Genomic DNA, 25,169 nt, shown 5'->3' with positions numbered 1-25,169 from the left:
AAATCATTCCATATTTGTAAAAATCAATGATACTTCTAATGATTTTTGGTCATAAAAAAACTGCTGTCATACGACAGCAGTTTTCTATAATTATTTAAGAATTTTAAGCGTTCCTTTAAGATGCTTAAATGATCCGTCCGGTTCTGCAATATTAGTATAAATGATATTTTTGTTATAATCCTGAATGTGGGTAATGTTTGAACCCAGTTTGGGTTCGTGCCAGTACACCATAAAGATATTCTTGGCTACTTCTGTTACGGTATACTGTACAGTATCTGTATTTCCTTTTACATTTCCGGAAACGCCTGTGAAGGACATTTCTTTATTGTTTTTAAAATCCAAAACGAATTTAAATGTTCCGAAATCAGCTTCCACTTTGTTGCCTATCGCAGGGTAGGGTGACTTCAGCTCCCAGTTGATTTCTCCAAAGAAAACTTTCGCTCCCATTTCCAGTTCATCTTTTCCGTGAAGGTCAGGATATTGTTTCACCATAAAATTTACGACACCTGAAGATGTTTTGTTTTCGGTGATTGCCTTTTTATAGTTTTCCAGATAGTTTTTAACGAAATCCAGAGACTGTGGAGATAAAGATAATTTTGCAAAATGGGAAGGAATAACCTGTTCAGGTTTTAATGCCTTCATCGCATCAATCTGCCCGATCCACTGATCAATTGCCTTGATATTCTGAGTATCTGCCATCCAGATGTGTGAATCTACGGAAACAGAAATACCGCCGGCCACTGTTTTTAAAGATGGAATCCAGACAAAACTGTGGGCAGGATCTTCCGCATTCTGTTTAATTTCAATTTTATTTCCTTCCAAATCAGGAATGGCATTAGCCGCTTCCGGAACAATGATCTCTGAGGGGGCATCTTCTTTCAGCTGTGGTTTCCATACCGCCATCTTATCATCTTTTGAAGCAGATATCAGATACACAGTCTGAGCTGTGGAAATGATTTTTACATTGGGAAATGCTTTTTTAATCACATCGAGTCCAAAATAAAAATCCGGATCGCTGTGAGAGATAAAAACTGTTTTCAGATTTTTTCCCGTTGCTTTAATTTCCTTCACCAACTGTTCTGCATACTGCTTCTGAAACTGGGCATCGATAAGTACAGCATCTTTATCTCCGTAAATAATGGTCGAAGTAATAGGAAAAATGGCTTTCGGACCGGGATTGTATACTTTGATCTTTACATTTCCTGCAAACATCATACTTACCAATCCAAGCACTGCTGCCAGTGAGAATAATTTCTTTTTTAACATTGTCATTTTTTTTGTGAATTAGTAGGCTGCTGTAAAACGCTCGCGGATGTGGTTGTTCTGCTCCAGTTCGTCTACCAGTACGGCAGCTACATCTTCTACAGACAGACGGCTTCTTCCGTTTTCATCAAAAACAGGGGTTTCCAGAGAGGTTCTGTATTTTCCGGTTCTCTCTCCTACATTCGCCTGATTCATTTCAATAGCCGGGCTGAAGAACGTCCAGTCAAGGGTATTGTTTTCTCTGATTTTGTTTAAATAATCTCTTGCTGCTGTAGCACCCGGTTTGTAAGCTTCTGGGAAATCCGGAGTATCTACGATCTGTACATTGTCCGGTGTATAAAGGCTTCCGGCCCCTCCTACTACGATCAGTCTTTTTACGCCCGACTGTTCTACCGCTTTTTCAATATTTACAGAACCGTTCAGGAAATCATTATACAGATTTGGGTTGGTCCAACCTGCGTTGAATGCACTGATTACGGCATCACTTCCTTTCAAAGCTTCTGTAAGCTCTTCCGTATTGTTTACATCTACGCTTTTTGCCGTCACGTTTTCTTTTGATTCTACTTTAGAAGCATCTCTTACCAAAGCTTCCACCGCGTATCCTCTTGATGCTAGTTCGTTTACTACTTGTTTCCCTACAAAACCGGTCGCACCGATTACTGATACTTTTTTCATAATATTTTATTTAAATTAAATTGTAATAACTTTTGTTACATTTAAGGGTAAAAAATTTTATTCGAACTGATCGCTGAATTCCTGCAATGACTTATCGCCTAAAAAATTAATTACCAACTGATCTGTTTCTTCAAACAGTGTATTTAAATGAACATTGACTTCTTTTCCCACGCTGCATGCCGGATTGGGATTCTGATTCTTTTTTCCCAAAACATCCGTATTTTTCACAGATTTATAAATCTCTGAAATAGTGATCTGATCTGCATTTCTCGCAAGCTGAGTTCCTCCGTCTTTTCCCTGTCTGCTTATAATCAAACCTGCTTCTCTCAATACACTTAACTCCTTTCTTACCATCACCGGATTTACATTCACACTGCCTGCAATCCATTCAGAAGTGAGCCACTCCTGAGGGCTTTTGGCCAACAAGGTCAGAATATGTATCGCCGTAGCAAATCTTGTATTGTTCATTTTAATTACAAGGCAAAGATAGATAAATTTTTAAATGTAACAAATTTTATTACAGTTAAATTTTTCTTAAAGAATTAATTTGTCCAGATCCAGCAGCAGATAGTTGATATTCTGATTAATCGTGCGAGTGGCCGACTGCATCTGATTCAGCATCGCCGCCCGGTTGTGAAGGTCATCAGCCCTGTAAAAGCCTCCGTCGCTGAAAATCACAGATTGATCGGCTTCTGTTGTGCTGTCATCAAATTGATAATGAAGCCATCGCTCCTTCATGCTGCTGATAATGGAATGTTTCTCTTTATTGGAAAACTTTTTCTCCGTATACATATACCAGATAAATGGTGGAAAATTCGGGGACTCCAGTTTTTCCCTCCAGATATCTCTTAAAAGGTTTCTCTGGTGGATAAATTCTACTTTTTTCCCTTTCGGATTCAATGTGGCAAGACCGAAACCTGCTCCCACAACACCCCCGCCGATATCAATTGCGTTGCTCCATCCTCCATCGGATACAATACCACCGGCAATGGATGCTGCTGCACCCGTTACAATGGAATAAAGGATCATTTTATTGTTTCTGGAATCATTAAGATTATCCACATAATTTCCGATCTGGGCTACTCTTTCTCCCTCACAGTCAAATTCTGCAGCTACGGCATCCAATTCGGTAAGTGCAATGGTGATTTTACTGTTGATCTTGCTTTTAAGTTGTAAAACCTTAACCTGAGCAGCTATGGAAGAATCTTTTTTCAGATCAATGATCTTATGAACCTCATCAAGGTTATCCAGGGCATTCAGGATAAGAATACTCTGATCAGAAAATGTTCCCTGAAGTTCTTTATTGGCTGCTAAAATAGAATCCGAATTATAAGACGGAACCCTGTTACTGTAGTTATATTTAAAAGGCGCTTTGCAATAGCTGTCTTTTAACGTAAGGATGTTCTGCCTGATAACCTGGTTCTTTTTTGAAACACAGGAAGTCAATAAGCTGAATACGGCCAAAAGGTAAAAGAGTTTTCTCATTCAGTTTATATTTTTTCTTTGTGTAGTGTGGTGGTTAGATCATTGCAAAGGACGCAAGTCTTTTAAACAAATTCGAATGCTTTAAGGTGCAAGGATTTTATTCACGATAAAATTTTAAACCATCAACTTTGTGGAAAGTTTTAAATTGCTATAACCTAAAAAATACTCCAATAAACTTATTCTTTGTAATTAATCAATACGAATATAATACAAATAAAAAAATTTACCTGAATTCAGGTAAATTTTTAAGCTATTTTTAAGCAGGATTATTTAATATCCAGCAATTCCACTTCGAAAACCAATGTAGAATTCGGTCCGATTTCTTTGCTGATTTGCTGATCTCCATACGCCAAATGCGGAGGAATAATCAGTCTCCATTTACTTCCGACAGACATTAGCTGAAGGGCTTCCGTCCATCCTTTGATCACCTTGTTTAAAGGGAAAGATGCCGGTGTTCCTCTTTTTACAGAGCTATCGAATACCTTCCCGGAAATGGTCGTTCCGTGGTAATGGCATTTTACTGTGGATTTAGGTCCCGGCTGTGCGCCATCGCCTTCGGTAATGATCTCGTACTGCAAACCGCTTGGCAATTGTACAACACTTTCTCTTTTACCATATTCCACCATATATTCCTTACCGTCGTTAAGGTTCTTTTCAGCCTGTTCCTTTTTCTTTTTAAATAACATATCTGCTACTCCCATTGTTGATATTTTTTACAAAGATAGGGGTTTTTGAGAAGATGGAAGAGATGGGAGTTATGGAGGTGGATGATAGGGATAATGGTTAAGATGTTGCTGGTTGCTAGTTGTCGGTTTAGAATATAATGAAGAAATAAATTTAAATCACCGCTAACTAATGGGGAAATCAGGAGTTCTTCCATCTTCAGACTTCCACCTCCCCTTTCCGTTAAACTACAGATTAACAACAAGTTATACCCAAACCTCTCTGTCTGCCGCAAAATTCAAATAATTTTAACATTGGGTTAACGCGGATTCAGAAACTTGGCGTTATAATTGAATTTAAAAACTAAATGCCAGAACCACTAAAATATAATAAGAAATTTGACGAGCTTACTGAAGAGGAAAAAAAACTTATCGAAATCAATAAAAAGACAATTGCTGATTTCGTTGAACAGTCTTCTTCCATAAGTGATGTCGACTATGCTACCAGAAATGCACATGCCAAGACTTATGCCACAGCTGATGGTACATTCTTTATCGATAAAAATATTCCTGAAGAACTTCTTCCTTTCTTTGACATTGAAAAATTTGATCTGACCATCAGACTTTCCAATGCCAATCTGAAAATTAAGAACTCTGAAAAAGATATTCCTGCTTACGGATTCGCTGTCAAAATAAAAGACGAGAAAGGCGGACTGATCGCGAATTTCCCTTTGGTTAATTTTCCTTTATTCCCCACCAATTCGGTTTCTCATTTTCTGAAACTGTTTACTGCCGTGAACCGGTTTTATATCAAAAAATGGAGCAGCTTCTTTTCACTGGTAGTTCAGGCGGTAAAAGTAATTCCTTCCGTTTGTACCCTGTCGTTTGCACGAAATATTTTAAAGCTGCTGGGAAAAAGAAATGATTTTATTCTGTCTTTTGACTATCATTCTGTAGGTGCCTACCGTCTTGGTGACCATATGATCAAAATAAAGATGGTCCCGAAATCCGTAGATAAAAATTTTGGCAAGAAATTAAAAATGAAAGACGCTCTAAAGCATTATTTTCAGGATCATGATTATGTGGCCGATGTCCTTATCCAGTTTTGTTATAACCTGAAAGAACAGCCTATCAACAAGCTGAATGTGGAATGGAAGAATTCACCCTATATTAAAATCGGGGAAGTGAAAATCAACAAAGATCAGCTGCTAGATCACCGGAATTGCAGTAACGAGCTGCTGTCATTCAATCCATTTGAAAGTAAAATCTTTTTCCAGCCTGTAGGAAAGATACAGAAACTGCGTGATGAAGCTTATAAAGTATCTGTGCAGACGAGAAGGAAGATTAACAAGCTGCTGCACAAACATCAATGAATTTAAAGGCGTAAACCTTACCCATTCCGATATCTACAAAAAAAGACTACTCTTTTCGGGCTGTCTTTATATTATTATTTAAACCTCCGGTCTTCTTCTTTGATGTTTACATCATTGATACTGGCATATCTTTTTTGCATAAGCCCGTTGTTATCAAACTCCCAGTTTTCATTGCCATATGCTCTGAACCAATTTCCATCCTGGGTTTGGTATTCATATTCAAAGCGGACAGCAATTCGGTTGTCGGTATGGGCCCAATATTCTTTTTTAAGCTGATAATTAAGCTCTTTCTCCCATTTTTTCTGCAGAAAAGTTACAATCTCTTCTCTTCCGTTAATGAAAGTATCTCTGTTCCTCCATTCGCTGTCAGTCGTATATGCTTTGGATACTCTTTCCGGATCCTGACTATTCCAGGCATCTTCTGCCATCTGTATTTTTTCTCTTGCGGTTTCAAGCGTGAAAGGCGGAAGCGGGTGTTTCTGTTCCATTTTTAAGAAATTAAATGATTAATTATTTTTTTTGATCTTTCGATGAGTTCATTGGATTTAAAAAGCTGACTTTCTATAAGACTGCTTTCAAACAGTAAATAAATATGGTCTGAAAGTTCTTCCTCTTCCAACAGTTCTGAGAAATAGGTTCTGAGATCCATTTTGTGATGTTGGATCACCGTTAAAATCTTTACATTATCTACAGGAATTTCCGATAAAATATTAAGAAAGCTGCAGCCCTGAAAATGTTCTTTCTGGTTCATATGGATCAGAAAATCGAAAGATTTTAAGGTTTTTGATTTCGGGGTTTCTTCCTGTGCACAAAAATGATTCAGTTCACTAAACCAATATTCGTGTCTTACTTTAAGGTATTCTACACACAAGTCATCTTTAGATTTGAAGTACTGGTAGAAACTTGCTTTGGCTACTTTAGCTTCAGAAATAATCTGATTGATACCTGTAGAATTATACCCCTGCCTACCAAATAAACCGGAAGCCGTATGAACAATTCTATCTCTTGGTGATGCCATCTATTTTAATTTATAGGACAAATGTACAACAAAATCCAATACATACAGACAGGTCTGTCTATTTTTTTTATACTATTGTTTTAAATCAAAAATAGGTTTGGTTCATCATAAAAAAAGCCCATGAAATTTAATTTCATGGACTTCTATTTTTTAAGAAAATTCTTAAGATTTATTTATCTTCCAGTTTCTCTTTTTCCTCATCTTCCTTTTCAGGGAACATAATGGATATAAGAACAGAAAGCACCAATACTCCTCCTACGATTCCCAATGAAACCGGAGACGGAATATGAATCCACGGAGCGATCAGCATTTTTACCCCGATAAATGAAAGGATAATCGCCAGTCCGTAAGGAAGCTTGCTGAACATGTGGATAAAGTTCGCCAACAGGAAATATAAAGATCTTAATCCCAAGATCGCGAAAATATTGGATGTATACAGGATGAACGGGTCATTGGAGATCGCAAAGATCGCCGGAATAGAGTCTACCGCGAAAAGAACGTCGGTAAATTCAATAACCCCAACTACTACTAAAAGTGGTGTTGCCATCTTGATTCCGTTTTGGATCGTGAAGAATTTATCACCATCATAATTATCGGAAACTTTCCAGAAGCTTTTGATCAGCCTTGCACCGGCTGTATTGCTGTAATCTTCGTCGTCATCGTCACCTCCGTCACCCCAGGATTTAATCCCGGCATAGACAAGGAACAGACCGAAAAGGGCCATTACCACGTTGATCTGAACTGCTTTTCCGAAAACATTCATTTCAGGAAGATACGTCAGGTTGATCAACCCTACTCCAGCGAAGATAAATATCGCTCTGAATATCAATGCTCCAATGATTCCCCAGAAGAGCACTTTGTGGTGAAGATATTTCGGAACTTTAAAGAACCCGAAAACAAGGATAAATACGAATAAGTTATCCACAGAGAGGGCCTTTTCAATCCAGTAGGCGGCCTGATACTGTGTAAATTTCTCTACGGCCACAGCGTGGCTTTCAGGACTTCCGTCTGTATTGAAAACCCAATACACTACTCCGGAGAATATCATGGATAGTGAAATCCATACGATAGACCAGATGGTAGCTTCTTTGGATGATACTTCATGGCTTTTTTTGTTGAATACTCCTAAATCCAGGAGCAGCATGATAACTACCGTTACCGCAAATCCCCACACCAAGCCCGGGTGCAATTCTAAAATACTTTGATGTTCCACTTCAGTTTATGTTATTATATGATAAAAGCAATAGATGTACAGTATGCACAAATATTGCTAATTTTTAATGTTTTTTATTTGATATCAATAGGGTCAATAAGTTTTAGCTCAAGCCTATAAAACTATTCATTTTTTTCGAATGAACCAAAGCTCTTTCTTACTGATGATCTATTGATTATAAATAATTGGCCTGAACCGTCTGGATCGTCTGTTCCAGTTTTCTGTCTGAAGTAGGATCTCCGATCGCGTTGAATTTCCATTCTCCGTTTCTTTTGTAGAAAACCCCCATTACCATGGCAACGTGTCCTTTGAAAGAAGCATCATTAGCGATGTCATATTTAGCGAAAACTTCTCTTACATTGGTAGGCGTTCCTTCATAGATACGGATAGAAGCGAAAGGAATTGTTCCGAAATCCTGTCCCTGGTAGCTGTTCAGTACCAATGCAACGTGTTCTACGTTAGGCTCCAGCTGGCTGAAATCTACTGTGATTACTTCATTGTCTAATCCGTCATCTCCGTTGACATCCCCGGTAAGGTCATCACCGCTATGTTTTACAGAACCGTTTCTTGATTTCAGATTTCCGAAATAAATCACTTCCGTAAGCGTCTTGTTTGAATCAAATAAGATGCAGCTTCCATCTAAGTCTACTGCTTCTTTTTTAGTTCCGAAAAGTCCTTTTTTCTCAATTGCTCCCCAGTTGATTCCCACACAAGCTTGGGTAAGCTCAGCACCGTTTTCCTTCTTCAGGTTGATTCTTTGACCTTTTTGTAAGTTAATAGCCATCTTTTTATGTTTAGTATTGTTATGTATTCTAAGGCGAAATGATTTGTTTTTCTTTCGCTTTAATTATTATTCAAATTTAAATTAAGCATTGCACGCAGGATATTCGTTTCTTCGTCGAAATCAAATATTTTGCTCATAATATCTATATTTTCCAGATTTTTGAGATAGTCTTTCAGCACATTTCCCACTTCTGCAGGAATCGTTCTTTTCCTTTCAGTGATCGTATTTTCCAGCAGCTCATTTTTTGTTTTCAACTGATTGATAATTGAACTCTGGTTCGACTGATTCTCGGAAACATCAAGTTTTTCAAGATCCCCGTCAAACAGATAGAGTTTTTTATCATCGATGCCGAAAATAAAATGATCATCAGACTGAAATATCTTGAAGAGTTCATACTCATAAGTCCCGATCAGATAACCGCAGACAAAACGTACTTTAAAACTCTGGATATTGAGTCTTCCCAAAAGTTTCCTTTCTATAGAATAATCTTTGTACTGATAGGCCGGAAAAGGCTGGGGTTTCAGCTGCTCTTCATCTGCATTGTTCCTGTAGAATTCCTGTCCGTATTTTTTATGGAAATACAGGACATTGTTCCAGTCTGCCGTAAAAATATCTTCAGTAAGGTCTTTGTAAAGCATTTTCAGATGTTGGGAAAATATACCGCTGTACATCTTCCGGTCAGTCTGAAAACTGTCTACCCGTCTTTCCTCAAAACCTTCAATATATTTATTATTAACGTCTATTTCATTAATCACAGCCAACATATCATTTTCCTTCTGCCTTTTTATTTTGGTGAGAAGTTCTATGAGGCTGTCGGTATACTGCAGGTGGAAAAGTTCCAGCTTATTGTAGTCCAGCGCTGTATTTTCCTGAAACAAATTGTGGATGATATCCGTTTTGATGTAAATAGATATGATATCAATATGTTCAAAAAAATTAGCAAGAAGTTTAAGCTTGGTTAATCTTCTTTTGCTCTGAGACATTATGGTTGCTGCATCATCCCCCACCTTGGTATCCTGTTAATTAACCTCTGACGTTTGCTTTTAATTCATGCTCCAGTGTCTGAAGATCCTGATCCAGTTTTCTTCTTCCTTCAGCACCCTGTTTTTGGATCTGCTTCACTTCATTCAATGTGTTGATAAGCATTGAAGTTGTTTCTCTCAATGTTTCCACAGATACGATGGTCTGCTCGTTCGCTCTCGCTACATTCACTGAATTCTGACCCAGACGTTCTGCATTTTTCTTCAGAATCGCTTCCGTAGTAGAAGATACCTTCTGCTGGATCTCGATATTCTGCTGCTGTCTGTACATCGCTACTGCCAGTGAAAGCTGGTTTTTCCAAACCGGAAGTGTCGTGGTAAGGATCGTCTGTGCTTTTTCAGCGATAGAAACATTGTTATTCTGTACCAGTCTGATCTGTGGAAGGGACTGCATCATGATGATACGTACCACTTTAAGATCAGCCATTCTCCGGTCTAATCTCGCGATAAAATCTCTTTTATCAGCGATCTGATAATCCTGGTAGGTCTGCGGATCGGCTTCCATTTGAGCCAATTCGCCGGCAGCTCTTTCCATTCTTACATTTCCGGCAATCACCAATTCTTCAATGGCTTTAATAGAATTCACATTGCTCTCAAAAATAGTCTGAAGAACAGCATTATCTTTGGTAGAAGTGATGATTCCTGCATTTACTTTGTGAGCAATTTGCTCGATATTGTTGATGATCTTATCATATTTCGTGAACAGATTTTCCACCTGCGTGATGACCTTTTTCATGAACGGGATCTTGCTCAGAAAGCTTTTCACTTTATTCTGCTGAAGCTCATCAACATCTACGTAGTTCAATTCTACCAACAGGTCATTGATAAGTACTCCCACTTCACCAGAGTTCGATCTTCTTACGTTTCCTAAGAAGCTATCACTCTGATTGGATAAAGTTTTCTGAAGCTCAGCTCCGTAATTCACGATGGAACCGGGATTGGTCTCATCAATAGAATTGGCAAGAACTTCATATTTCTTACGCTCTTCTACCTGCAGCTGAGTCAGATTGACGTTCCCTTCTCTATCCACAAGAACTGCCGGTGCCGTGTTTTGTAAAGGCTGGCTCGGTGGAGCCATCGGAGCAGGTTCAAATGTTTTAAGAGGTTCAATGGATCCCATTGGATCTATCGGTTGATTTTCCTGATTGTCCATAATTACTTTTGATAAATTGATACGAATTTGTCAAGGCCGTCTCTCTGTCCTGCCCCAACAGCTTCAAATTTCCATTCTCCGTTTCTGTTGTAGATTCTTCCGAATTCTACGGCAGTTTCAATAGAGAAATCTTCGTCTAGTTCATATTTCAGGATTTCTTCGTTGGTATCTGTATTGAAAATTCTGATGAAAGAATTTCTCACCTGTCCGAAGTTCTGCTTTCTTGCATCAGCATCGTGGATGGTTACCACTACCGTAATTTCCTGAATCGCTGCATCGATTTTTGTAAGATCGATCTTGATCTGCTCATCATCTCCTGAACCTTCACCGGTAAGGTTGTCTCCTGTGTGGATCACAGATTTGTCCGGAGATTCTAAATTATTATAGAAAATAAAGTGACTGTCTGAAACCAGTTTTTTGTCCTCGCCCAATAAAAATAAAGAAGCGTCAAGGTCAAATCCTGTTCCTGTAGAAGTATTATTGATATCCCATCCTAAACCTACAGTGAATTTAGGTGCGTTAATGTTTTCTCTTTGTCCTTTTTGTAAGTTAATAGCCATAATATAGTTCCGTTTGTGTTAAAGTATTGATGTTATTTTCGTATTCTTTTATTAAATGATAATTGTTGCTGATCGCCAGCTCCAGAAGCAGGTCCATCTGCTCCTTTTTTACTTTAGACGTAAGATAGTCAAAATTACTTGAATCCAGGCCTAAAATATATTTCACGATCCTTGTGTTAAATTCAAAACTTGGCTTTGTCATTACTTCTGCCACGTGTTTGATGTTTTTCACGGCATAATAATTAAAATGGTTTTCAATTTTCGGGTCGATGTCAAAATTCATCAGTTCCGCATAATAGAGGAACATAAAATCTGCGTCCACATGATATTCGTTCAAAATCCTGTTCACCGTAAATTCGTGGCTTCCCGTGATTTTTATATCGTCTATAAAAATACAAAGTTTTCCGCGTAAAAAATCCTTATCGATATAATAAGTATCATTCGCGATCAGATTTTTACGGTCTTCAAAATTAAGATTCCCGTAATCCGTGATATATGTGTGGTTACGGTTGATCTTGGAGATCATACTGGATCTCATTCCTTTCTGAAACAGGTACAGATCCAGATGCTTTTTAAAGAAAAAACATAAAAAATTAGAAGCCGTGGGAATGGCCATATACGGACTTGGAAGAACCACGATCTCTTTTTCTGTGTTTAAAAGTTCTGCATGCTCTGCAATAAATCCGTTGAATAATTCTTTAGCAAACTTTTCAGCATACGACTTATCGCCATATTTGAAATAGCTGTATTCTGCGGGTGAAAAAGTGAACTCATCCGCGGAATGAATGTGGTGTAAGCTGTATCTTTTATTCATATCAATTTAGTGTTTAAGTAAATGGGCACTGAAGCCGAAATCTTTCGCTCCCTTATAATCTGCCACGGGATTGTCTCCAATGTGCAGGATACGGTGCATCGGAAGATCCCGGTCTTTAAGATTGTTTTTCACTTCCTGAAAAATAAGAGGATTCGGTTTTGAAATATTGATCTCATCCGAATAAATATGGAAGTCTATATACTGATCCAGCTCTTCCTGAATCAGAAATTTTCTCATCGTTTTTCCTTTGATAAATCCTGTATTACTCAGAATATTTACCGTTTTTCCTTCATTCTTGATCTGATCAAAAAATTCTTTTATGTTTTCGAAAATGACAACAGGCTTGTATTCCAGAAACAGTTCTTCGCTTTTCAGATAAAACCCGTCCAGTTTTTCTTTATCCAATTGTTTTACATCTACATCCAGCGAACCAAGAATCAGTAAATACATTTCAAAAGTATCAATATTTCCTCCTGTAACCTCATTGATCGTATTGCAGAGATCGTCGTAATATTTTACGGTTTTCGCAACCTCCTCAATGGGTTTGTCAATATTAAAAAACGAGGTGAACAGCTCAACTCTTTTTGTTTTAAATTCAGGGTGAGATTTGATTAGGGTGAGCCACAGGTCAAAAGAAAAATGACAGTGGTTGTGAATGTCGATATCCGTTTTCAATAGTTTTAAGTTAAAAGTTTTATTTAGCTTTCTTGAAAAAGATTTAAAATTATTTAATCATCAACAAGTGTTTAATTGGGTATTCTTTCCAAAGATAAAATTTTTCTTAGAAAAGCATTACGTACTTCTCTGTTTTAAGAAATTTTTATGAATTTTCACCTACTTTTCTATTGATGACAGTCCGGCTTAACCATTTGTTTAAATTTGCCGATCAAAAAATTTATCTAAAAAATTTTGGACAATTAAAAAATTTATCTAATTTCGCAACCGATTAAAAATCAACAATGTCAACAACAATGATAAATATAATAACTTTAAGTAACCCTGTGAGAGCTGTGTACTCTGGCAGCACTAAATATTTATCTGAATAGTTCCTTAGATCTTTTATTACTAAAAATATATTGAAGACCTATCTGTTCAGATGGGTCTTTTTTGCTGCCTTATTTTCCAGACCTCAAAACGAGGAGAATACCTAGCCGTATTCTCAAAATCAACAATTTAAATTCAGCAAAATGAAATATAACACAAGAAATATAGGAATTATAGCACACGTAGATGCAGGAAAAACCACTTTAACGGAAAGACTTCTTTATTACACAGGCCTCATACATAAGATCGGAAATGTGGACGATGGAAATACCACTATGGATAAAGACATCCAGGAGAAAAATAGAGGAATCACCATCTCATCCGCAGCTGTTTCCACACAATGGAAAAAAGGAGAAACTGTTTATAACATCAATATCATCGATACACCCGGACACATCGATTTTGCAGTAGAAGTCGAACGTTCCTTAAGAGTTCTGGATAGCGTTGTTGCTGTGTTTTGTGCCTCTTCAGGGGTTCAGCCACAAACCGAGAATGTTTGGTTCCAGGCTGAGAAACATGGAATTTCCAAGATATGTTTCATCAATAAAATGGACAGAATCGGAGCGGATTTCTTTGCGGTTCTTAAGGAAATTGAAAAGAAACTTAATGCAGTTCCTATGGCCCTTCAGATCCCGATCGGAGCTGAAGCCCAATTTGAGGGAGTGATTGATTTAATCAGACAGAAAGCTTTATACTGGACGGACGAAAACGGAGAAACCATTATTGAAAAGGAAATTCCAGAGGATCATAAAGCGGATGCTTATGAATACAGGATGAAATTAATGGAAACCCTCGCAGAATACGATGAAACATTCTTTGAGATGTTCATGGATCCTGAAAACAGCATTACCGGGGAAATGATCACTGAAGCTTTACAGAAAGTTTGCAGATCAGGCGCTGCGGTTCCGGTTCTCTGTGGTTCTGCCTTTAAAAATAAAGGGGTACAGCCGCTTCTGGATGCAGTAGTCACTTATTTTCCGGCACCGGATCAGCTTCCAGCCGTTCAGGGGAAAGATCCCGATACGGAAGAAACTGTAGAACTCGTAAGAAATGAAAGGGAAACTTTTTCAGGACTTGTTTTTAAAGTCTTAATCGATAAACATATGGGAAGGCTTGCCATGCTCCGTCTGTATTCCGGTTCGATCAAATCTGGCGACACGGTTCTGAATGTAAGGACAGGGGAAAGTTTCAGAATATCGAGAATTCTGAAGATGCAGTCTGATAAAACCTTATCGGTAGAGGAAGGAAAAGCGGGTGATATTGTGGCTTTAACAGGAATTAAGGACGCCAAAACCGGAGATTCTTTATCCGCAGTAGAAAAACCTGTCCTTCTGGAAGCGATTACCATTCCTGCTCCTGTGATCAGGGTTTCGATAGAGCCTAAAACGAACAGTGATGAGAAATCTTTCGGTTTGGTTCTGGCTAAAATTCAGGAAGAAGATCCTTCTTTAGTGGTGGAAAGAGACAGACAAACCGGAGAAACTCTATTGAGCGGTCTGGGTGAGCTTCATCTTGAGGTCACTCTGGAAAAGATACGTCTGAATCACGGTATAGAAGTCAATCAAGGGAAACCTAAAGTGTCTTACCGTGAGATTTTAACGGAAACCAGAACGCACAGGGAAAAGCTTTCGAAGCAGAATGGAGGAAGCGGACAGTTTGCCGATATCACTTTTGAAATCGGGCCGAGAGAAAATAATGAACCTGGATTGGAATTCAGTAATCTGATCAAAGGAGGTGTTATTCCGGGTGAATTTATTCCTTCCGTAGAAAAAGGTTTCAGGGAAGCCATGGAAAACGGACCCTTAAAAGGTTATCCTTTGGAAAGTATGAAGATCAGACTTCTTGACGGGGCTTTCCATGCTCAGGATTCTGGTGCATTTGATTTTGAAAATGCCGCGAGAGATGGATTCAGAGCGGCGGCTTTATCATGCAGTCCTAAGCTTCTGGAGCCCATCATGCAGGTTGAAATTCAGAGTATTGAAGAGTACACAGGCGCCGTAACGGCTGATATTAACCGGAGAAGGGGAATTATTTCGTCTATTGATGAAAGATCAGGAAGAAAGATTTTCACAGCGGAAGTTCCGTTGGCCTCAACGTTCGGATATATTTCCGATCTGAGAACGCTGACGAGCGGAAGAGCTTCGATCAGCATGAAACTGTCACACTATGCTTTGGTGCCGGATTTCATTGCGAATACATTAATAACCTAAAAAACGAGGGCTGTAAAGTGATTTTACAGTCCTTGTTTGGTTATTGTCGTCGTGAAATGTGAATAGTAAATTTTTATATCCCGCAGATTTCTCAGGTAACACAGATCTTTTTGATACTGCTCCTATCTTCCAATCTTTATTCTAATAGATAATTCTTTAATCTCCCCCAGGTTTCACAAATGACACAGATTTTTAAATCTTTCAATTTCCAATCCCCTACCTCTCCGGCATCACCTTATACGTAGGATCCTCCTGGATATTCACTTCAATCACGGCCTCCGCATTTTTCAGCATGGCACGGCAGTCTTCACTGAGGTGGCGCAGATAGAGTTTTTTATTTTGCTGACTGTAGCGTTTTGACAATTTATCCAAAGCATCAATGGCACTCATATCTACAATACGGCTTTCCCTGAAATCTACAACGACTTCATCCGGATCATCCATCAGATCAAATTTATCCATGAATGCCGTCACCGAGCCGAAAAATAAGGGACCATATATTTCATAGTGCTTCACTCCATTTTCATCGGTAGATTTTCTTGCACGGATTCTTTTGGCATTATCCCACGCAAAGACCAGAGCAGCGATCACAACCCCTACCAGAACGGCCAATGCCAGATTATGAAGAATTACCGTAATTAAAGCCACCGTAACTCCGACCACGATGTCAGACTTCGGCATTTTGTTGACAATTCTGATGGACACCCACTGGAATGTTCCTACAGCCACCATCATCATGACTCCAACCAGCGCTGCCATGGGTATTCTTTCAATAAAAGGGGCTCCGAATAAAATAATGATTAAGATCATCAATGATCCGATAATTCCCGAGAGTCTGGCTCTTGAACCTGCATTGAGATTCACTAATGTCTGGGCAACCATAGCACAGCCACCCATTCCTCCGAAAAAACCATTCGTAATATTCGCGATACCCTGAGCTACTGATTCTTTATTGGCATTCCCTTTTGAATTGGTGATTTCATCTACCATGGACAGGGTTAGAAGAGATTCTATAAGCCCGACTCCTGCCATCACCATCGCATACGGAAATATGATCTGCAAGGTTTCCAAAGTAAAAGGAATCTGAGGAATATGAAAACTTGGAAGATTTCCACTGATATAGGCAATATCCGCAACAGTTTTCGTAGGAATATTAAAACCGAGAACCACCGCAAAAACTACGATAATGGCAACTAATGATGCAGGAACCGCTTTTGTGATCTTTGGAAAAAAGTATACGATAGCAATCGTAAGAGCTGTCAGTCCCGCCATAATATACAAGGGCATTCCGTGAAGCCAGCTGGAGACTCCTGAACTGTCTGTAATTTTAAACTGCTCTACCTGAGCCATAAAAATAATGATCGCAAGACCATTTAAAAAGCCGTACATCACGGGTTGCGGAATGAGCCTGACAAATTTCCCAAGTTTGAAAATTCCTACCAGCATCTGAAAGATTCCTGCAAGGGCAACAGCGGCAAAAAGATATTCTATACCGTGAGATTTTATCAAAGCAATCAGTACAACAATGGTAGCGCCAGCGCCTCCTGAAACCATTCCGGGACGACCACCCAAAACGGCGGTTACAATCCCCATCATAAAAGCTGCATACAATCCTGTAAGCGGAGAAAGTCCGGCCAGAATTGCAAACGAGAGCGATTCCGGAATCATGGTCATGGCTACTGTAAAGCCTGCCAGGAGCTCATTTTTATAATTTATTTTTTTCGAAAAATCGAATAAGCTTATGGTATTTTTCATTGAACTGCAAAGGTATATACTTGAAGGATGGAATACAATGGGTATTTTTTGTTTTTTCCTACCATTAAAGGATCATAAAAATAATTCACACATATGTGTATTTAATTTGTTAATTTTAATTAAATTTTGCTTTTAAGTAGATTTTTTATGCACTTTTAAGAATTAGGTTCAATTTTTTATTTAAATTTGAAAACGAACAAACAAATTATTTACTTATTAATTAAAAATTAACAGGCATAATAATCTGTTTACACTAAGGTCAATAGTCAAAAATATTACGAATAAAACTGCATGAAAGAGCGTTAATAGGTTATAAATATTCTTACAGAAAAGAAGTCTGAAGCATGAAAGAGGTCTTACCTGAACCCATTGAATAAGGATACCGCAGAAGGAAATAGAAGAAAAAAGTATTTTTAAGACACATAACCTGAAAACTAATTTATCGGCAGACCGCCCCACCGACTGCCGGCTGTACACCTGCCAAGTATAGCACAGAGCTTGACATTCCCCTTTTGCTGCCGCTGAGATTTTCTTAGCGTAATTTTATTGTTCAGACAGTCCATTCATTCACTGTAAGAGTGAAATATATGATCTGTTGATTTTAATTCGTGAATTAACAAGAAATAGTACTCAAAACATGTTATATAAAGAAATTCATATAGGAAAGTTTATCAAGGAGATGGTTGATGAAAATGAGATACCCATGGAGAGGATCTGCAATTTTCTCAATAAAGATGATGAGTTTATTGAAAATGTTTACAAAAGCAAATCCATAGATGCGGAACTGCTTTTAAGGTGGAGCAAGCTGCTGGAATATGATTTTTTCAGACTTTACAGTTCACATCTTATCCTCTATGCACCGCCATCTGCCGTGAAGAAAAACCAGGACCAGAAGAAATCTGATAAAATTCCTTATTTCAGGAAAAATATTTACACCCAGGAAATCAAAGATTTTATCATGAAAAGGATTTTGTCCGGTGAGATGACCTACGGCGAGGTAATTAAAGAATATTCTATTCCAAAAAGCACGCTTCATAGATGGCTTCAGAAAAATAATGATAATACTAACGGATAAACAGAACTCACTATGCGTCCCAATTACAAGAAGATCTACTACGATATGCTGAGGCTGGAACATCCTGAAAAGCTGAAAGACCCAAAAATCAAGGAGCTCCTCGGAAAACTCAATACGACTGAAGATGTATTGAATTTCAATGACAAGATTTTTGCACAGTCGAAAGAGAGCCAGATCAACAATCAGAAGCTTAAAACCTATGATAAAAAAACAATGTTCAAGCTTTTGCAGTATCAAAACAAACATGGTTTTTCTACCAGCTATATGTCCAGGACCTATAAGATCAGCAGAACAACGATCATGAACTGGAAAAAAACCTTCGAAGAAGAAATAGAACAAGTAATCAATGCCGGCGAATAATTCACCGGCATTGATTTTAAAAGGTAGCGGACCAGGAAAACCGGGGCTGTCGTTTGCCGGATTCGAACCGGATAACCTTGCCGGAGTAACCGACTTCGCTATTCCTCCCCAAGAGATGGTACGATGTATTTTTCCTGTACGACACTTTAATTTTTTAAAACAAGGCAACAGCTGAGCGTGTATTGTCGTGCTCTAACCCACTGAGCTACTCTTCCTATTATAGAATGTGTTTTTTTGTGGAAGAGACGGGACTCGAACCCGTGACCCCGTCGTGATGAGCGAAGTAACACTGTTCTACGGCACTTGTTTATATTTTTAATTAAAAAAGAGGCAAAAGGCGAAAAGACAGACATGCATCTTTTTCCTTACTGTTATTCGGGGATACTGCACTTTTCTTAGATTTTCAGGTCTAATTTTCCGACTCGAAGTAAGCCTTTTCTACGGCACTCTTTTATTGAAGTCAAGGTTATAATGTTAGAATCTTTCTTTTTCACCTGCTCTGCCTATTGAACTACAATCCCTTTACAAAAGAGACGGCAGGATTCGAACCTGCAACCTGGTGAACCGTAATCGAAGTATGATTCTGAGACGACACTTAACTTTTTTATTTTCAATTTATTGACTCGTTTTACATTGAGTCTGTTTTCTCTAAATCATACTCTTTATTTTTAAATCAAGGTAATAATGAAAGGATCTTCCGTGCATGCGCTCTACCTGCTGAGCTACTTCTCCTTTTCGAGGGAAAAGGCAGGAATCGAACCTGCGACCCTATGTTTTTAAATCCCGAAGTATGATCCTAAAACGACACTTGATTATTTGTAAGCAGGGCATTAGGCCAAACAGAAACTTACGACAGAGCGATACCCTTACGCCATCTGTTTCCAGAACAGGATTCGAACCTATATTGCTGTCACCCAACGAAGCAATTCTGTTTTACGGCACCTGCTTTGTATTTTTCCAACGGGTGTTTCTGTATTTTTTCCAGTTTCTCTGGGAGTTTTCCTGATGGGAATTCGCCGTTTCAAAACCGTGCGGAAAGCAATACGAACAGCCCATTTCATTTCCATACTTTAATCTAGAGATTTGTATTCCGGAAATTTTCTTCGGAAAGTCAATGAGTCCATATCCATTGATCCCGAAAGATTGTTTTAATGTCTTGAATTTTTTCATGTCTATTGAGAATTAACCTCAATACACCGTTCCTTTAAGACAGGTTTTATCAATTTTCATGGTTACTGGTTTTTAATATTTTATCTTTTCATTGTATAAAAACCAAGCAATAAGTCATAAGCGTTTTTGAATGTATTCAAATTGGAAGTTTGACGATGAAACGCTTATTGTACGGCATTGGTCTGTTTTTACCGGGCATCTGGCGAAAAGACTCTGTTCAATGAAAAGTCGAAGAAGTTCTTTTCTTACGGCACCGGATCAATAACAATGCAAAGTTATCTTTGAAGTGCGCATTCTTTTTACGCAGTTTATTTTATTTTTTTTAAATACTGATATACAGTTTTTGTCTTTTTCTCATAGCCTCTTCTGCAAATTTTTTAAAAACGGGATAATAGTAGTTTTCAAAGTCATCATACAGATATTCCTTACGGCTGCCATTTTTTATGGATTCTAATGTCAGCAGAAAATCATCTGAATCGATCTCTGTACATTGAGCACTGATATCCTGCCAGCCGGTGCATTCATTGTTTTGTCTTACAAATTCCGGCAATGTGTTGTACTCTTCCGGGGTAATCCCTTCATAAAACCAATAATTTAAATATCCTCTGAAAGTTCCGCCTCCAAAGAGTATCGCTTCCTGCTTCCCTTCCGATTTTGTCAGCAACATATATTCTTCGCCACAATCGGGCGCTCCGCAGCAAGGACACAGACAAAGATGTGTTAAATCTTCTTTTATAAATGAATTTCCCTGATATTGGTAGGTTTCTGGCATGGTATTTTTATTTTGTCATTGTGAGGAATGGAATGACGAAGCAATCTTAAAATTAGGATATTTGTTCATTTTGCCTTGAAGCAAAAGAACCAAAAATTCAAGACTTGGAAACTCCGTCTAAAAATAATCTATACTCTCTAAAAATTCTAAAACTCGTGCGAATTATATAGTGTTATCTTCGTTCAAAATGGGTCTCGCACTCAGACAGTAGAATTTTTTTAACGTTCGCATAGTTTATTTTTTTGACGCCTCCGTTTCCTAGGTCGTTTTGTTCATGCCGGTCAACATTTCTGAGATCCTATCAAAATTTTTAATCTTCATCTTTTCCAAAATTTTTGAAATTCTGTTTTTGAAATTAATTTGTTGTTTTTCTGCTTTCTCCAATTCCGTTTTTAATTCCAATTCATCAACTTCGATATGCGCTTGTATATTTTTTGCGTCTTTAAGATTTAAATCAGAATAATCAGACAACTGAATCTTTCCGTTCACTTTTTTATAAAAAATCCATGGGTGACCAATCCACAGCTCATTCCATTTTTCAGTTTCATCTTCAAGAATTTTTTTCCATTCTATAATATTACCAATATCTCCACAACAGGTAGGCAAAACCCATGCTTTATCATCTTCCATCAAAGCTATTCCTCCATCAAAAGCTGTGAGCATGTCTTCAATTTCTTCCGGATTTATCTCTTTAAGATCCGCTTCTAAAACAATCCCTAAATTCTCATCATCAATAACTTCAATATCAACAAAATAAGAGTCGTTATCTATTGGACTAAAATTAAAATTCAGACTAGAGACAGACTTTACCCATTCCTTATACCAAATTTCAGAATCTGGAAAATCAGAACTATCTGGTAATTCAGATTCTTCTTTTGAATATTTTAATGGGTTGATTTCAATTACATTAATAAGTTTCATACTCTGAAGAATTCAAGTTTGAGTTTTATTTATATTTATTCGCTCGTTTTGGCGTGAAGATGGATCATCATTCATCATTCATCATTTATAAAAGCAGCGCCTTTTACAGCACCACTTTTTTAATTAACTGCACTGCGGATTTTCTGTTTTCCAGTGCATTTAATACATCGAAGACTTTATCTGACCAACCTGCAATAAGGTATACGTCATTTTTTCTGACATCCAATGGCTGGTTTCCGTAACCCGCCAGGTCAAAAATATATAATTTCGCGTCCGGAGCTATCTTTTTATAACGATTCCAGGAATCTTCAAATGAATACTTGGCATTTTTGCTATTCCACAACTGTGTGTCGGTAAACAACATGATTTTATCTATCTTTTCTCGCTTTCCGATCAAATCTTGAATCACCAGATAACCGTTGGTAGAATACCCTACTTCACCTTCACGTTTGTAAAATGCATTGACGTTTCTCAAAATACCACTTTTAGGCATAGGAACTCTCAACCATCTGTCACCGAATATACCCGTGATCACATTTTTGCACTGAGACTGCAAAATCATAGACATCAATAATCCGATATCGTAAAGCAATACTTTACTCTTAGGAGAAACAGGCTGTTGCATAGAACCTGAAACATCCGCTGCAATCACTACCGAAGTATCAAAACCAAAACCTTTGATATTTTTCGCACTCACCATCACCGCATCTTCCAATGCTTCTAAAACAGATGACAGATAAGGCGATTTCATAGCCTTCAATTCTCTGTAGGCCGCTAAAAATCTGAATGGAAGCTGTTTTGAATTGATGACAGCCTTTTCATTCGATAAATAGCTGCAAAGCTTAAACATCGCATCAGAAGAAACTTCTGATTCCAAAATATTTCTCAGGTTTCTCAGCGTCGCCATATAACCTAGCTTATTGCTGAAGATTAATTCTTCCCACTTGTTTTTAAAAGCCAGCTTTTTTTCAGCTTCATCTGCAAACCTGGTCTGACCCAATACAGAAAGTTCAACTTCCCACGTGTAAGGAGTTTCCAAAGTATCACCCACAATTTTATTAAAAACAGCCTGCTGATTTTCATCCTTTGCTTTCGGGTGAACAAGGAACAGTGCATCTCTAAGCGTTACTTCTGCCTTTCTGTTGTATTTTGCAAACTGATACTCATCAAATTTATTGAAAGACTTAGCAAGACCTTTCTGGATCTGCTTTGAAAGTCTGTTCAGTTTTTTCATTTCTGTTCTTTCGTTGGTCGTTTGGTAGTACGCCAAAAGTTCAGTGATCTCATCCGCTCTCTGGATCACCCCATCAACCGTTCTGCTGACTAAGTCTGTACCTGAGGTCTGCTTGGCCAATTCGGCAGTCAATACCAATGGTATGGAACGTAAGTACATATCTTTCCTAGCATACACCGCTAACTTCGCTACGAATTCCGGATCGTTTTTTTTGATTAGAGACTGAATTCTCACCAATCTGTCGCCACCTTTTTCATAGGAGGTTCTGGATAATCCTGTTGTAACAACAGCACTGTATAATTCTTCAGCAGGTGTCATGGTAAATGCTTTGGCACCTTCATAATTCATTACGGTATTTTTCTCTTTGTTTAAAAAATTAAATTTCATGAGTTACTGTTTTTTTGTTAAACATTTTTGGAGGATCGTCTTTTCCTCTCTGATTTCTGATGCAAAGTAAAAACAGTATTGCGCATCCTTTTTGCGTAGTTATTTTTTGTTCAATTTTTTTTTCAAATTTTTTATCCACCGATTTCACGGATGTGCACAGATGATTGTGTTTATTTGCGAAAAGGATTTGTGACATTTGTGTTTAAATCTGGAATTTGGCTAAAGCCTGTTCCTATTGAAATTTTAATGGCAAGATCTTTTATCTTTTAAATAAAATTTTTCTATCACTCAATTCAAATAAAGGAATCAGTACGCTCGTGTTTTTGTAAATGCATTGTCTAGCTTTGTGTACATTAAAATTAAGGCTATGATTAAAGGATTATATGAAACCCATGTTCAGGTAAGTAGTTTGGAAAATTCTATCCGGTTTTATACCGAAGTATTAGGGTTGAAACTGGCCCATATGGATGAAACGCGTCCCATTGCATTTTTGTGGATCGGTGAAGGCAAAGAGTTTATGCTGGGATTATGGGAACAAAAAGAAAACCTGCAGCCAAGGCATTTTGCTTTTTCCAGCAGCCAAGAAGATATTTTAAATTATTCCGTAGATTTTTTGAAAAATAAAGATCTGAAGCCTTATAACTTTCTGAAAAACGGCATCGATGAACCTATGGTTTTTGCATGGATGCCCGCGCTGGCCATTTATTTCAATGACCCGGACGGCAATCAGCTTGAATTTATTTCTATTCTTGAAGGTGAAGGAAAACCAGAATTAGGTGTGATTTCCTACGAAGAATGGATGAAACATCAATAAATAAAAAGGACAGCCTTCAATTCACAAGCTGTCCTTTTTTATTAAGTATGTACTAATTTCTTTACGGCAAGAACATGTTTGCAAGGTCCTCTTTCGCCCTGGTATTTACTGAACCATTCACAGGTACAGCGTTCTTTATCATTATCAATAATAACGGTATGATGTACGCCGGTTCCTTCTACCCTGGCTTCGGTTCTGGCTAAACTTTTATTTAAAATTTCCACCTTCCCTTCTGCGATGAGCTTTTCTGCATTTTTCATCCTTGGATTTAAACCAATAATACGGTTGAGTTTAAATGGTAATCTGCGGTAGAAAAATCCATTATCATCAAGGTCGTAGCCTAGAAGCCCCATGGCAGCCAATCTTCCTGTCAGGTTATCCGTTGTGTTAAGGCTGATATTTTCCTCCACAGCAAACGCAGAAGGATTAAAAGACTGATTCGCATAAGCGTATTTATCCAGTGCATCAATCCATTCATCGGAGATATCGTCGATCAGACTGTCCAAAACGGCTCCTTCTCCCGAAAATCCTCTCCAGCTTTCCCTTGACAATGAAAAACTAAACCTGATGTTCCCCATATACAGCTGCCACGTCGTAGACTGCATATCAGCATGTGGAAATACCTGCATCTGATCGATATAAGGCAGAAGCGGTTCCAGCAAGCGTAGTCGGTTAAGCCCGCCGATACACACAGCATCCGCCGATTTCACAGGAGAAAACATAGGTTTATTTCCCCGGATGATCAGGTAATAATCTGATTTTACCGGCCCTTTCGGTATTCCTCTGAATAACTGTTGGGTCTGGATTTTATTGAACGTATGAAGCTTTTCCGATTCTGACAGGTAGATCTGAACGGTACTGAGTCCTTTGATCCATTTTACAGGCAGCGGAACTTTTCTTTCCACTACCTTTTCTTCTTCTTTGTACAATCCTACCTCTTTTTGCCCTACCGAAAGCATTATTTTTTCATTCGGGCAAATGCTTCCCAGTGCAGTGATCATCGCCTGGTTAAAATCCACATTGGTGGTTCCATTTTCCAGAAACTCACCGTGGAGCCCATCCGGCAGTACATCTACCCTGGCGTACACTCCGGCACAATGTGAAAATCCTTCAAACCGCAAACGCTCGTTTCCGGCCGTAACGATAGGATCTTTAAGCAGCGCCATCTGAAACGGCGACAGATTAAAGCTGGATTTCACAATATTGGAAAGGGTAATAAGGCATCTTGCCAATATAAACGGCTGACTGACATCTCCCCAGAAAAAGCAGGGAGCATCCGTGTTCTTCTGAATCTCACTGTACTTGGACAGAAATAATTCTTCAGATGCATCTTTTTTTATCAAAGACGATGGTCTCTGATAATTGTAAACAAGCGTATCTTCCATAT

Annotated in this window: 26 protein-coding genes; 6 read left to right on the top strand and 20 right to left on the bottom strand. The window is 38.2% G+C overall.

Going from position 1 to position 25,169, the window contains the following annotated elements:
* Nucleotides 1-90 precede the first annotated feature (90 nt).
* From LC419_RS08170 to LC419_RS08150, 5 genes are all read right to left on the bottom strand, one after another.
* The gene (locus tag LC419_RS08170) at nucleotides 91-1,266 is read right to left on the bottom strand and encodes an MBL fold metallo-hydrolase (protein ID WP_223606875.1); all 1,176 of its coding nucleotides are present in this window, start codon (nucleotides 1,264-1,266) and stop codon (nucleotides 91-93) included.
* An 18-nt stretch (nucleotides 1,267-1,284) separates the two neighbouring features.
* The gene (locus tag LC419_RS08165) at nucleotides 1,285-1,938 is read right to left on the bottom strand and encodes an NAD(P)-dependent oxidoreductase (protein WP_223606874.1); all 654 of its coding nucleotides are present in this window, start codon (nucleotides 1,936-1,938) and stop codon (nucleotides 1,285-1,287) included.
* Between the two features lie 57 nt (nucleotides 1,939-1,995).
* The gene (locus tag LC419_RS08160) at nucleotides 1,996-2,406 is read right to left on the bottom strand and encodes an Rrf2 family transcriptional regulator (RefSeq protein WP_223606873.1); all 411 of its coding nucleotides are present in this window, start codon (nucleotides 2,404-2,406) and stop codon (nucleotides 1,996-1,998) included.
* 66 nt (nucleotides 2,407-2,472) lie between these two features.
* Nucleotides 2,473-3,423 (bottom strand): hypothetical protein, encoded by a 951-nt coding sequence (locus LC419_RS08155; protein ID WP_223606872.1) that lies wholly within the window; start codon nucleotides 3,421-3,423, stop codon nucleotides 2,473-2,475.
* 266 nt (nucleotides 3,424-3,689) lie between these two features.
* Entirely contained in the window at nucleotides 3,690-4,124 is a 435-nt protein-coding gene (locus tag LC419_RS08150; protein WP_223606871.1) for an FKBP-type peptidyl-prolyl cis-trans isomerase, read from the bottom strand.
* Nucleotides 4,125-4,453: 329 nt separating this feature from the next.
* Between LC419_RS08150 and LC419_RS08145 the strand changes: the two genes are divergently transcribed.
* The gene (locus LC419_RS08145; protein ID WP_223606870.1) at nucleotides 4,454-5,458 is read left to right on the top strand and encodes a catalase; all 1,005 of its coding nucleotides are present in this window, start codon (nucleotides 4,454-4,456) and stop codon (nucleotides 5,456-5,458) included.
* 74 nt (nucleotides 5,459-5,532) lie between these two features.
* On the opposite strand, the gene LC419_RS08140 is transcribed toward LC419_RS08145, so the two are convergent.
* From LC419_RS08140 to LC419_RS08100, 9 genes are all read right to left on the bottom strand, one after another.
* Nucleotides 5,533-5,946 (bottom strand): nuclear transport factor 2 family protein, encoded by a 414-nt coding sequence (locus LC419_RS08140; protein ID WP_223606869.1) that lies wholly within the window; start codon nucleotides 5,944-5,946, stop codon nucleotides 5,533-5,535.
* A 2-nt stretch (nucleotides 5,947-5,948) separates the two neighbouring features.
* Nucleotides 5,949-6,476 carry a TetR/AcrR family transcriptional regulator gene (locus LC419_RS08135; protein WP_223606868.1) on the bottom strand — a complete coding sequence of 176 codons (528 nt, stop codon included), beginning with the start codon at nucleotides 6,474-6,476 and terminating at the stop codon, nucleotides 5,949-5,951.
* Nucleotides 6,477-6,645: 169 nt separating this feature from the next.
* The gene (locus LC419_RS08130; protein WP_223606867.1) at nucleotides 6,646-7,689 is read right to left on the bottom strand and encodes a TerC/Alx family metal homeostasis membrane protein; all 1,044 of its coding nucleotides are present in this window, start codon (nucleotides 7,687-7,689) and stop codon (nucleotides 6,646-6,648) included.
* A 175-nt stretch (nucleotides 7,690-7,864) separates the two neighbouring features.
* Entirely contained in the window at nucleotides 7,865-8,473 is a 609-nt protein-coding gene (locus tag LC419_RS08125; RefSeq protein ID WP_034703446.1) for a TerD family protein, read from the bottom strand.
* A gap of 59 nt (nucleotides 8,474-8,532) precedes the next feature.
* The gene (locus tag LC419_RS08120; protein ID WP_223606866.1) at nucleotides 8,533-9,456 is read right to left on the bottom strand and encodes a hypothetical protein; all 924 of its coding nucleotides are present in this window, start codon (nucleotides 9,454-9,456) and stop codon (nucleotides 8,533-8,535) included.
* Between the two features lie 40 nt (nucleotides 9,457-9,496).
* Nucleotides 9,497-10,666, bottom strand: coding sequence for a toxic anion resistance protein (locus LC419_RS08115; RefSeq protein WP_223606865.1), 1,170 nt, complete (start codon nucleotides 10,664-10,666; stop codon nucleotides 9,497-9,499).
* 2 nt (nucleotides 10,667-10,668) lie between these two features.
* A complete protein-coding gene (locus LC419_RS08110) occupies nucleotides 10,669-11,226 on the bottom strand; it encodes a TerD family protein (RefSeq protein WP_223606864.1) in 558 nt (185 codons plus the stop codon).
* Nucleotides 11,216-12,040 (bottom strand): phosphoribosyltransferase family protein, encoded by an 825-nt coding sequence (locus tag LC419_RS08105; RefSeq protein WP_223606863.1) that lies wholly within the window; start codon nucleotides 12,038-12,040, stop codon nucleotides 11,216-11,218. The genes LC419_RS08110 and LC419_RS08105 overlap by 11 nt, the downstream gene beginning before the upstream one ends.
* 6 nt (nucleotides 12,041-12,046) lie before the next feature.
* A complete protein-coding gene (locus tag LC419_RS08100) occupies nucleotides 12,047-12,715 on the bottom strand; it encodes an HAD family hydrolase (protein ID WP_223606862.1) in 669 nt (222 codons plus the stop codon).
* A gap of 512 nt (nucleotides 12,716-13,227) precedes the next feature.
* Here LC419_RS08100 and fusA point away from each other — a divergent pair.
* Complete coding sequence (fusA, locus tag LC419_RS08095) at nucleotides 13,228-15,294, top strand: elongation factor G (protein ID WP_223606861.1); 2,067 nt, start codon at nucleotides 13,228-13,230, stop codon at nucleotides 15,292-15,294.
* Between the two features lie 216 nt (nucleotides 15,295-15,510).
* On the opposite strand, the gene LC419_RS08090 is transcribed toward fusA, so the two are convergent.
* Nucleotides 15,511-17,049, bottom strand: coding sequence for a SulP family inorganic anion transporter (locus LC419_RS08090; protein ID WP_223606860.1), 1,539 nt, complete (start codon nucleotides 17,047-17,049; stop codon nucleotides 15,511-15,513).
* Between the two features lie 703 nt (nucleotides 17,050-17,752).
* On the opposite strand from LC419_RS08090, the gene LC419_RS08085 reads away from it, so the two are divergent.
* From LC419_RS08085 to LC419_RS08075, 3 genes are read left to right on the top strand one after another with little or no spacing between them, the layout of a single operon-like run.
* The gene (locus tag LC419_RS08085) at nucleotides 17,753-18,124 is read left to right on the top strand and encodes a transposase (RefSeq protein WP_306666572.1); all 372 of its coding nucleotides are present in this window, start codon (nucleotides 17,753-17,755) and stop codon (nucleotides 18,122-18,124) included.
* A 12-nt stretch (nucleotides 18,125-18,136) separates the two neighbouring features.
* Nucleotides 18,137-18,484 (top strand): helix-turn-helix domain-containing protein, encoded by a 348-nt coding sequence (locus LC419_RS08080; RefSeq protein WP_169236561.1) that lies wholly within the window; start codon nucleotides 18,137-18,139, stop codon nucleotides 18,482-18,484.
* Nucleotides 18,471-18,659, top strand: a complete 189-nt coding sequence (locus LC419_RS08075; RefSeq protein WP_223606859.1) for a hypothetical protein — start codon at nucleotides 18,471-18,473, stop codon at nucleotides 18,657-18,659. The genes LC419_RS08080 and LC419_RS08075 overlap by 14 nt, the downstream gene beginning before the upstream one ends.
* Nucleotides 18,660-19,417: 758 nt before the next feature.
* Here the strand turns inward: LC419_RS08075 and LC419_RS08070 are convergent.
* The 4 genes from LC419_RS08070 to LC419_RS08055 all read right to left on the bottom strand — a co-directional run bounded on the left by LC419_RS08070 (nucleotide 19,418) and on the right by LC419_RS08055 (nucleotide 22,968).
* Nucleotides 19,418-19,654: a phosphate ABC transporter substrate-binding protein gene (locus tag LC419_RS08070; RefSeq protein ID WP_223606858.1), complete on the bottom strand. Its 237-nt coding sequence runs from the start codon at nucleotides 19,652-19,654 to the stop codon at nucleotides 19,418-19,420.
* 322 nt (nucleotides 19,655-19,976) lie between these two features.
* Nucleotides 19,977-20,426: a hypothetical protein gene (locus tag LC419_RS08065; RefSeq protein ID WP_223606857.1), complete on the bottom strand. Its 450-nt coding sequence runs from the start codon at nucleotides 20,424-20,426 to the stop codon at nucleotides 19,977-19,979.
* Between the two features lie 258 nt (nucleotides 20,427-20,684).
* Complete coding sequence (locus LC419_RS08060; protein WP_223606856.1) at nucleotides 20,685-21,347, bottom strand: hypothetical protein; 663 nt, start codon at nucleotides 21,345-21,347, stop codon at nucleotides 20,685-20,687.
* 103 nt (nucleotides 21,348-21,450) lie between these two features.
* Nucleotides 21,451-22,968: a TROVE domain-containing protein gene (locus LC419_RS08055; protein WP_223606855.1), complete on the bottom strand. Its 1,518-nt coding sequence runs from the start codon at nucleotides 22,966-22,968 to the stop codon at nucleotides 21,451-21,453.
* 367 nt (nucleotides 22,969-23,335) lie between these two features.
* Here LC419_RS08055 and LC419_RS08050 point away from each other — a divergent pair, with 367 nt between their 5' ends.
* Nucleotides 23,336-23,782, top strand: coding sequence for a VOC family protein (locus LC419_RS08050; RefSeq protein WP_223606854.1), 447 nt, complete (start codon nucleotides 23,336-23,338; stop codon nucleotides 23,780-23,782).
* Between the two features lie 41 nt (nucleotides 23,783-23,823).
* Here the strand turns inward: LC419_RS08050 and LC419_RS08045 are convergent, their stop codons facing one another.
* On the bottom strand, nucleotides 23,824-25,167 hold the full coding sequence (locus tag LC419_RS08045; RefSeq protein ID WP_223606853.1) for an SWIM zinc finger family protein: 1,344 nt from the start codon (nucleotides 25,165-25,167) through the stop codon (nucleotides 23,824-23,826).
* Nucleotides 25,168-25,169 lie beyond the last annotated feature (2 nt).

Origin of the sequence: Chryseobacterium sp. OSA05B (assembly GCF_019970065.1) — a bacterium.
Taxonomy (GTDB): Bacteria; Bacteroidota; Bacteroidia; order Flavobacteriales; family Weeksellaceae; genus Chryseobacterium.
Note: the sequence above shows the minus strand (reverse complement) of the source record. Positions and strands in the feature narration are given on the sequence as shown.

What these genes read in the sequence shown, in the direction of transcription:
- LC419_RS08165 (WP_223606874.1), bottom strand. Translation starts at nt 1,938, where the DNA reads ATGAAAAAAGTATCAGTAATCGGTGCGACCGGTTTTGTAGGGAAACAA.
- LC419_RS08050 (WP_223606854.1), top strand. Translation starts at nt 23,336, where the DNA reads ATGATTAAAGGATTATATGAAACCCATGTTCAGGTAAGTAGTTTGGAA.
- LC419_RS08150 (WP_223606871.1), bottom strand. Translation starts at nt 4,124, where the DNA reads ATGGGAGTAGCAGATATGTTATTTAAAAAGAAAAAGGAACAGGCTGAA.
- LC419_RS08075 (WP_223606859.1), top strand. Translation starts at nt 18,471, where the DNA reads ATGCCGGCGAATAATTCACCGGCATTGATTTTAAAAGGTAGCGGACCA.
- LC419_RS08140 (WP_223606869.1), bottom strand. Translation starts at nt 5,946, where the DNA reads ATGGAACAGAAACACCCGCTTCCGCCTTTCACGCTTGAAACCGCAAGA.
- LC419_RS08110 (WP_223606864.1), bottom strand. Translation starts at nt 11,226, where the DNA reads ATGGCTATTAACTTACAAAAAGGACAAAGAGAAAACATTAACGCACCT.
- LC419_RS08160 (WP_223606873.1), bottom strand. Translation starts at nt 2,406, where the DNA reads ATGAACAATACAAGATTTGCTACGGCGATACATATTCTGACCTTGTTG.
- LC419_RS08170 (WP_223606875.1), bottom strand. Translation starts at nt 1,266, where the DNA reads ATGTTAAAAAAGAAATTATTCTCACTGGCAGCAGTGCTTGGATTGGTA.
- fusA (WP_223606861.1), top strand. Translation starts at nt 13,228, where the DNA reads ATGAAATATAACACAAGAAATATAGGAATTATAGCACACGTAGATGCA.
- LC419_RS08090 (WP_223606860.1), bottom strand. Translation starts at nt 17,049, where the DNA reads ATGAAAAATACCATAAGCTTATTCGATTTTTCGAAAAAAATAAATTAT.
- LC419_RS08070 (WP_223606858.1), bottom strand. Translation starts at nt 19,654, where the DNA reads ATGAAAAAATTCAAGACATTAAAACAATCTTTCGGGATCAATGGATAT.
- LC419_RS08125 (WP_034703446.1), bottom strand. Translation starts at nt 8,473, where the DNA reads ATGGCTATTAACTTACAAAAAGGTCAAAGAATCAACCTGAAGAAGGAA.
- LC419_RS08080 (WP_169236561.1), top strand. Translation starts at nt 18,137, where the DNA reads ATGCGTCCCAATTACAAGAAGATCTACTACGATATGCTGAGGCTGGAA.
- LC419_RS08065 (WP_223606857.1), bottom strand. Translation starts at nt 20,426, where the DNA reads ATGCCAGAAACCTACCAATATCAGGGAAATTCATTTATAAAAGAAGAT.
- LC419_RS08145 (WP_223606870.1), top strand. Translation starts at nt 4,454, where the DNA reads ATGCCAGAACCACTAAAATATAATAAGAAATTTGACGAGCTTACTGAA.
- LC419_RS08085 (WP_306666572.1), top strand. Translation starts at nt 17,753, where the DNA reads ATGGAGAGGATCTGCAATTTTCTCAATAAAGATGATGAGTTTATTGAA.
- LC419_RS08115 (WP_223606865.1), bottom strand. Translation starts at nt 10,666, where the DNA reads ATGGACAATCAGGAAAATCAACCGATAGATCCAATGGGATCCATTGAA.
- LC419_RS08105 (WP_223606863.1), bottom strand. Translation starts at nt 12,040, where the DNA reads ATGAATAAAAGATACAGCTTACACCACATTCATTCCGCGGATGAGTTC.
- LC419_RS08060 (WP_223606856.1), bottom strand. Translation starts at nt 21,347, where the DNA reads ATGAAACTTATTAATGTAATTGAAATCAACCCATTAAAATATTCAAAA.
- LC419_RS08055 (WP_223606855.1), bottom strand. Translation starts at nt 22,968, where the DNA reads ATGAAATTTAATTTTTTAAACAAAGAGAAAAATACCGTAATGAATTAT.
- LC419_RS08135 (WP_223606868.1), bottom strand. Translation starts at nt 6,476, where the DNA reads ATGGCATCACCAAGAGATAGAATTGTTCATACGGCTTCCGGTTTATTT.
- LC419_RS08045 (WP_223606853.1), bottom strand. Translation starts at nt 25,167, where the DNA reads ATGGAAGATACGCTTGTTTACAATTATCAGAGACCATCGTCTTTGATA.
- LC419_RS08120 (WP_223606866.1), bottom strand. Translation starts at nt 9,456, where the DNA reads ATGTCTCAGAGCAAAAGAAGATTAACCAAGCTTAAACTTCTTGCTAAT.
- LC419_RS08155 (WP_223606872.1), bottom strand. Translation starts at nt 3,423, where the DNA reads ATGAGAAAACTCTTTTACCTTTTGGCCGTATTCAGCTTATTGACTTCC.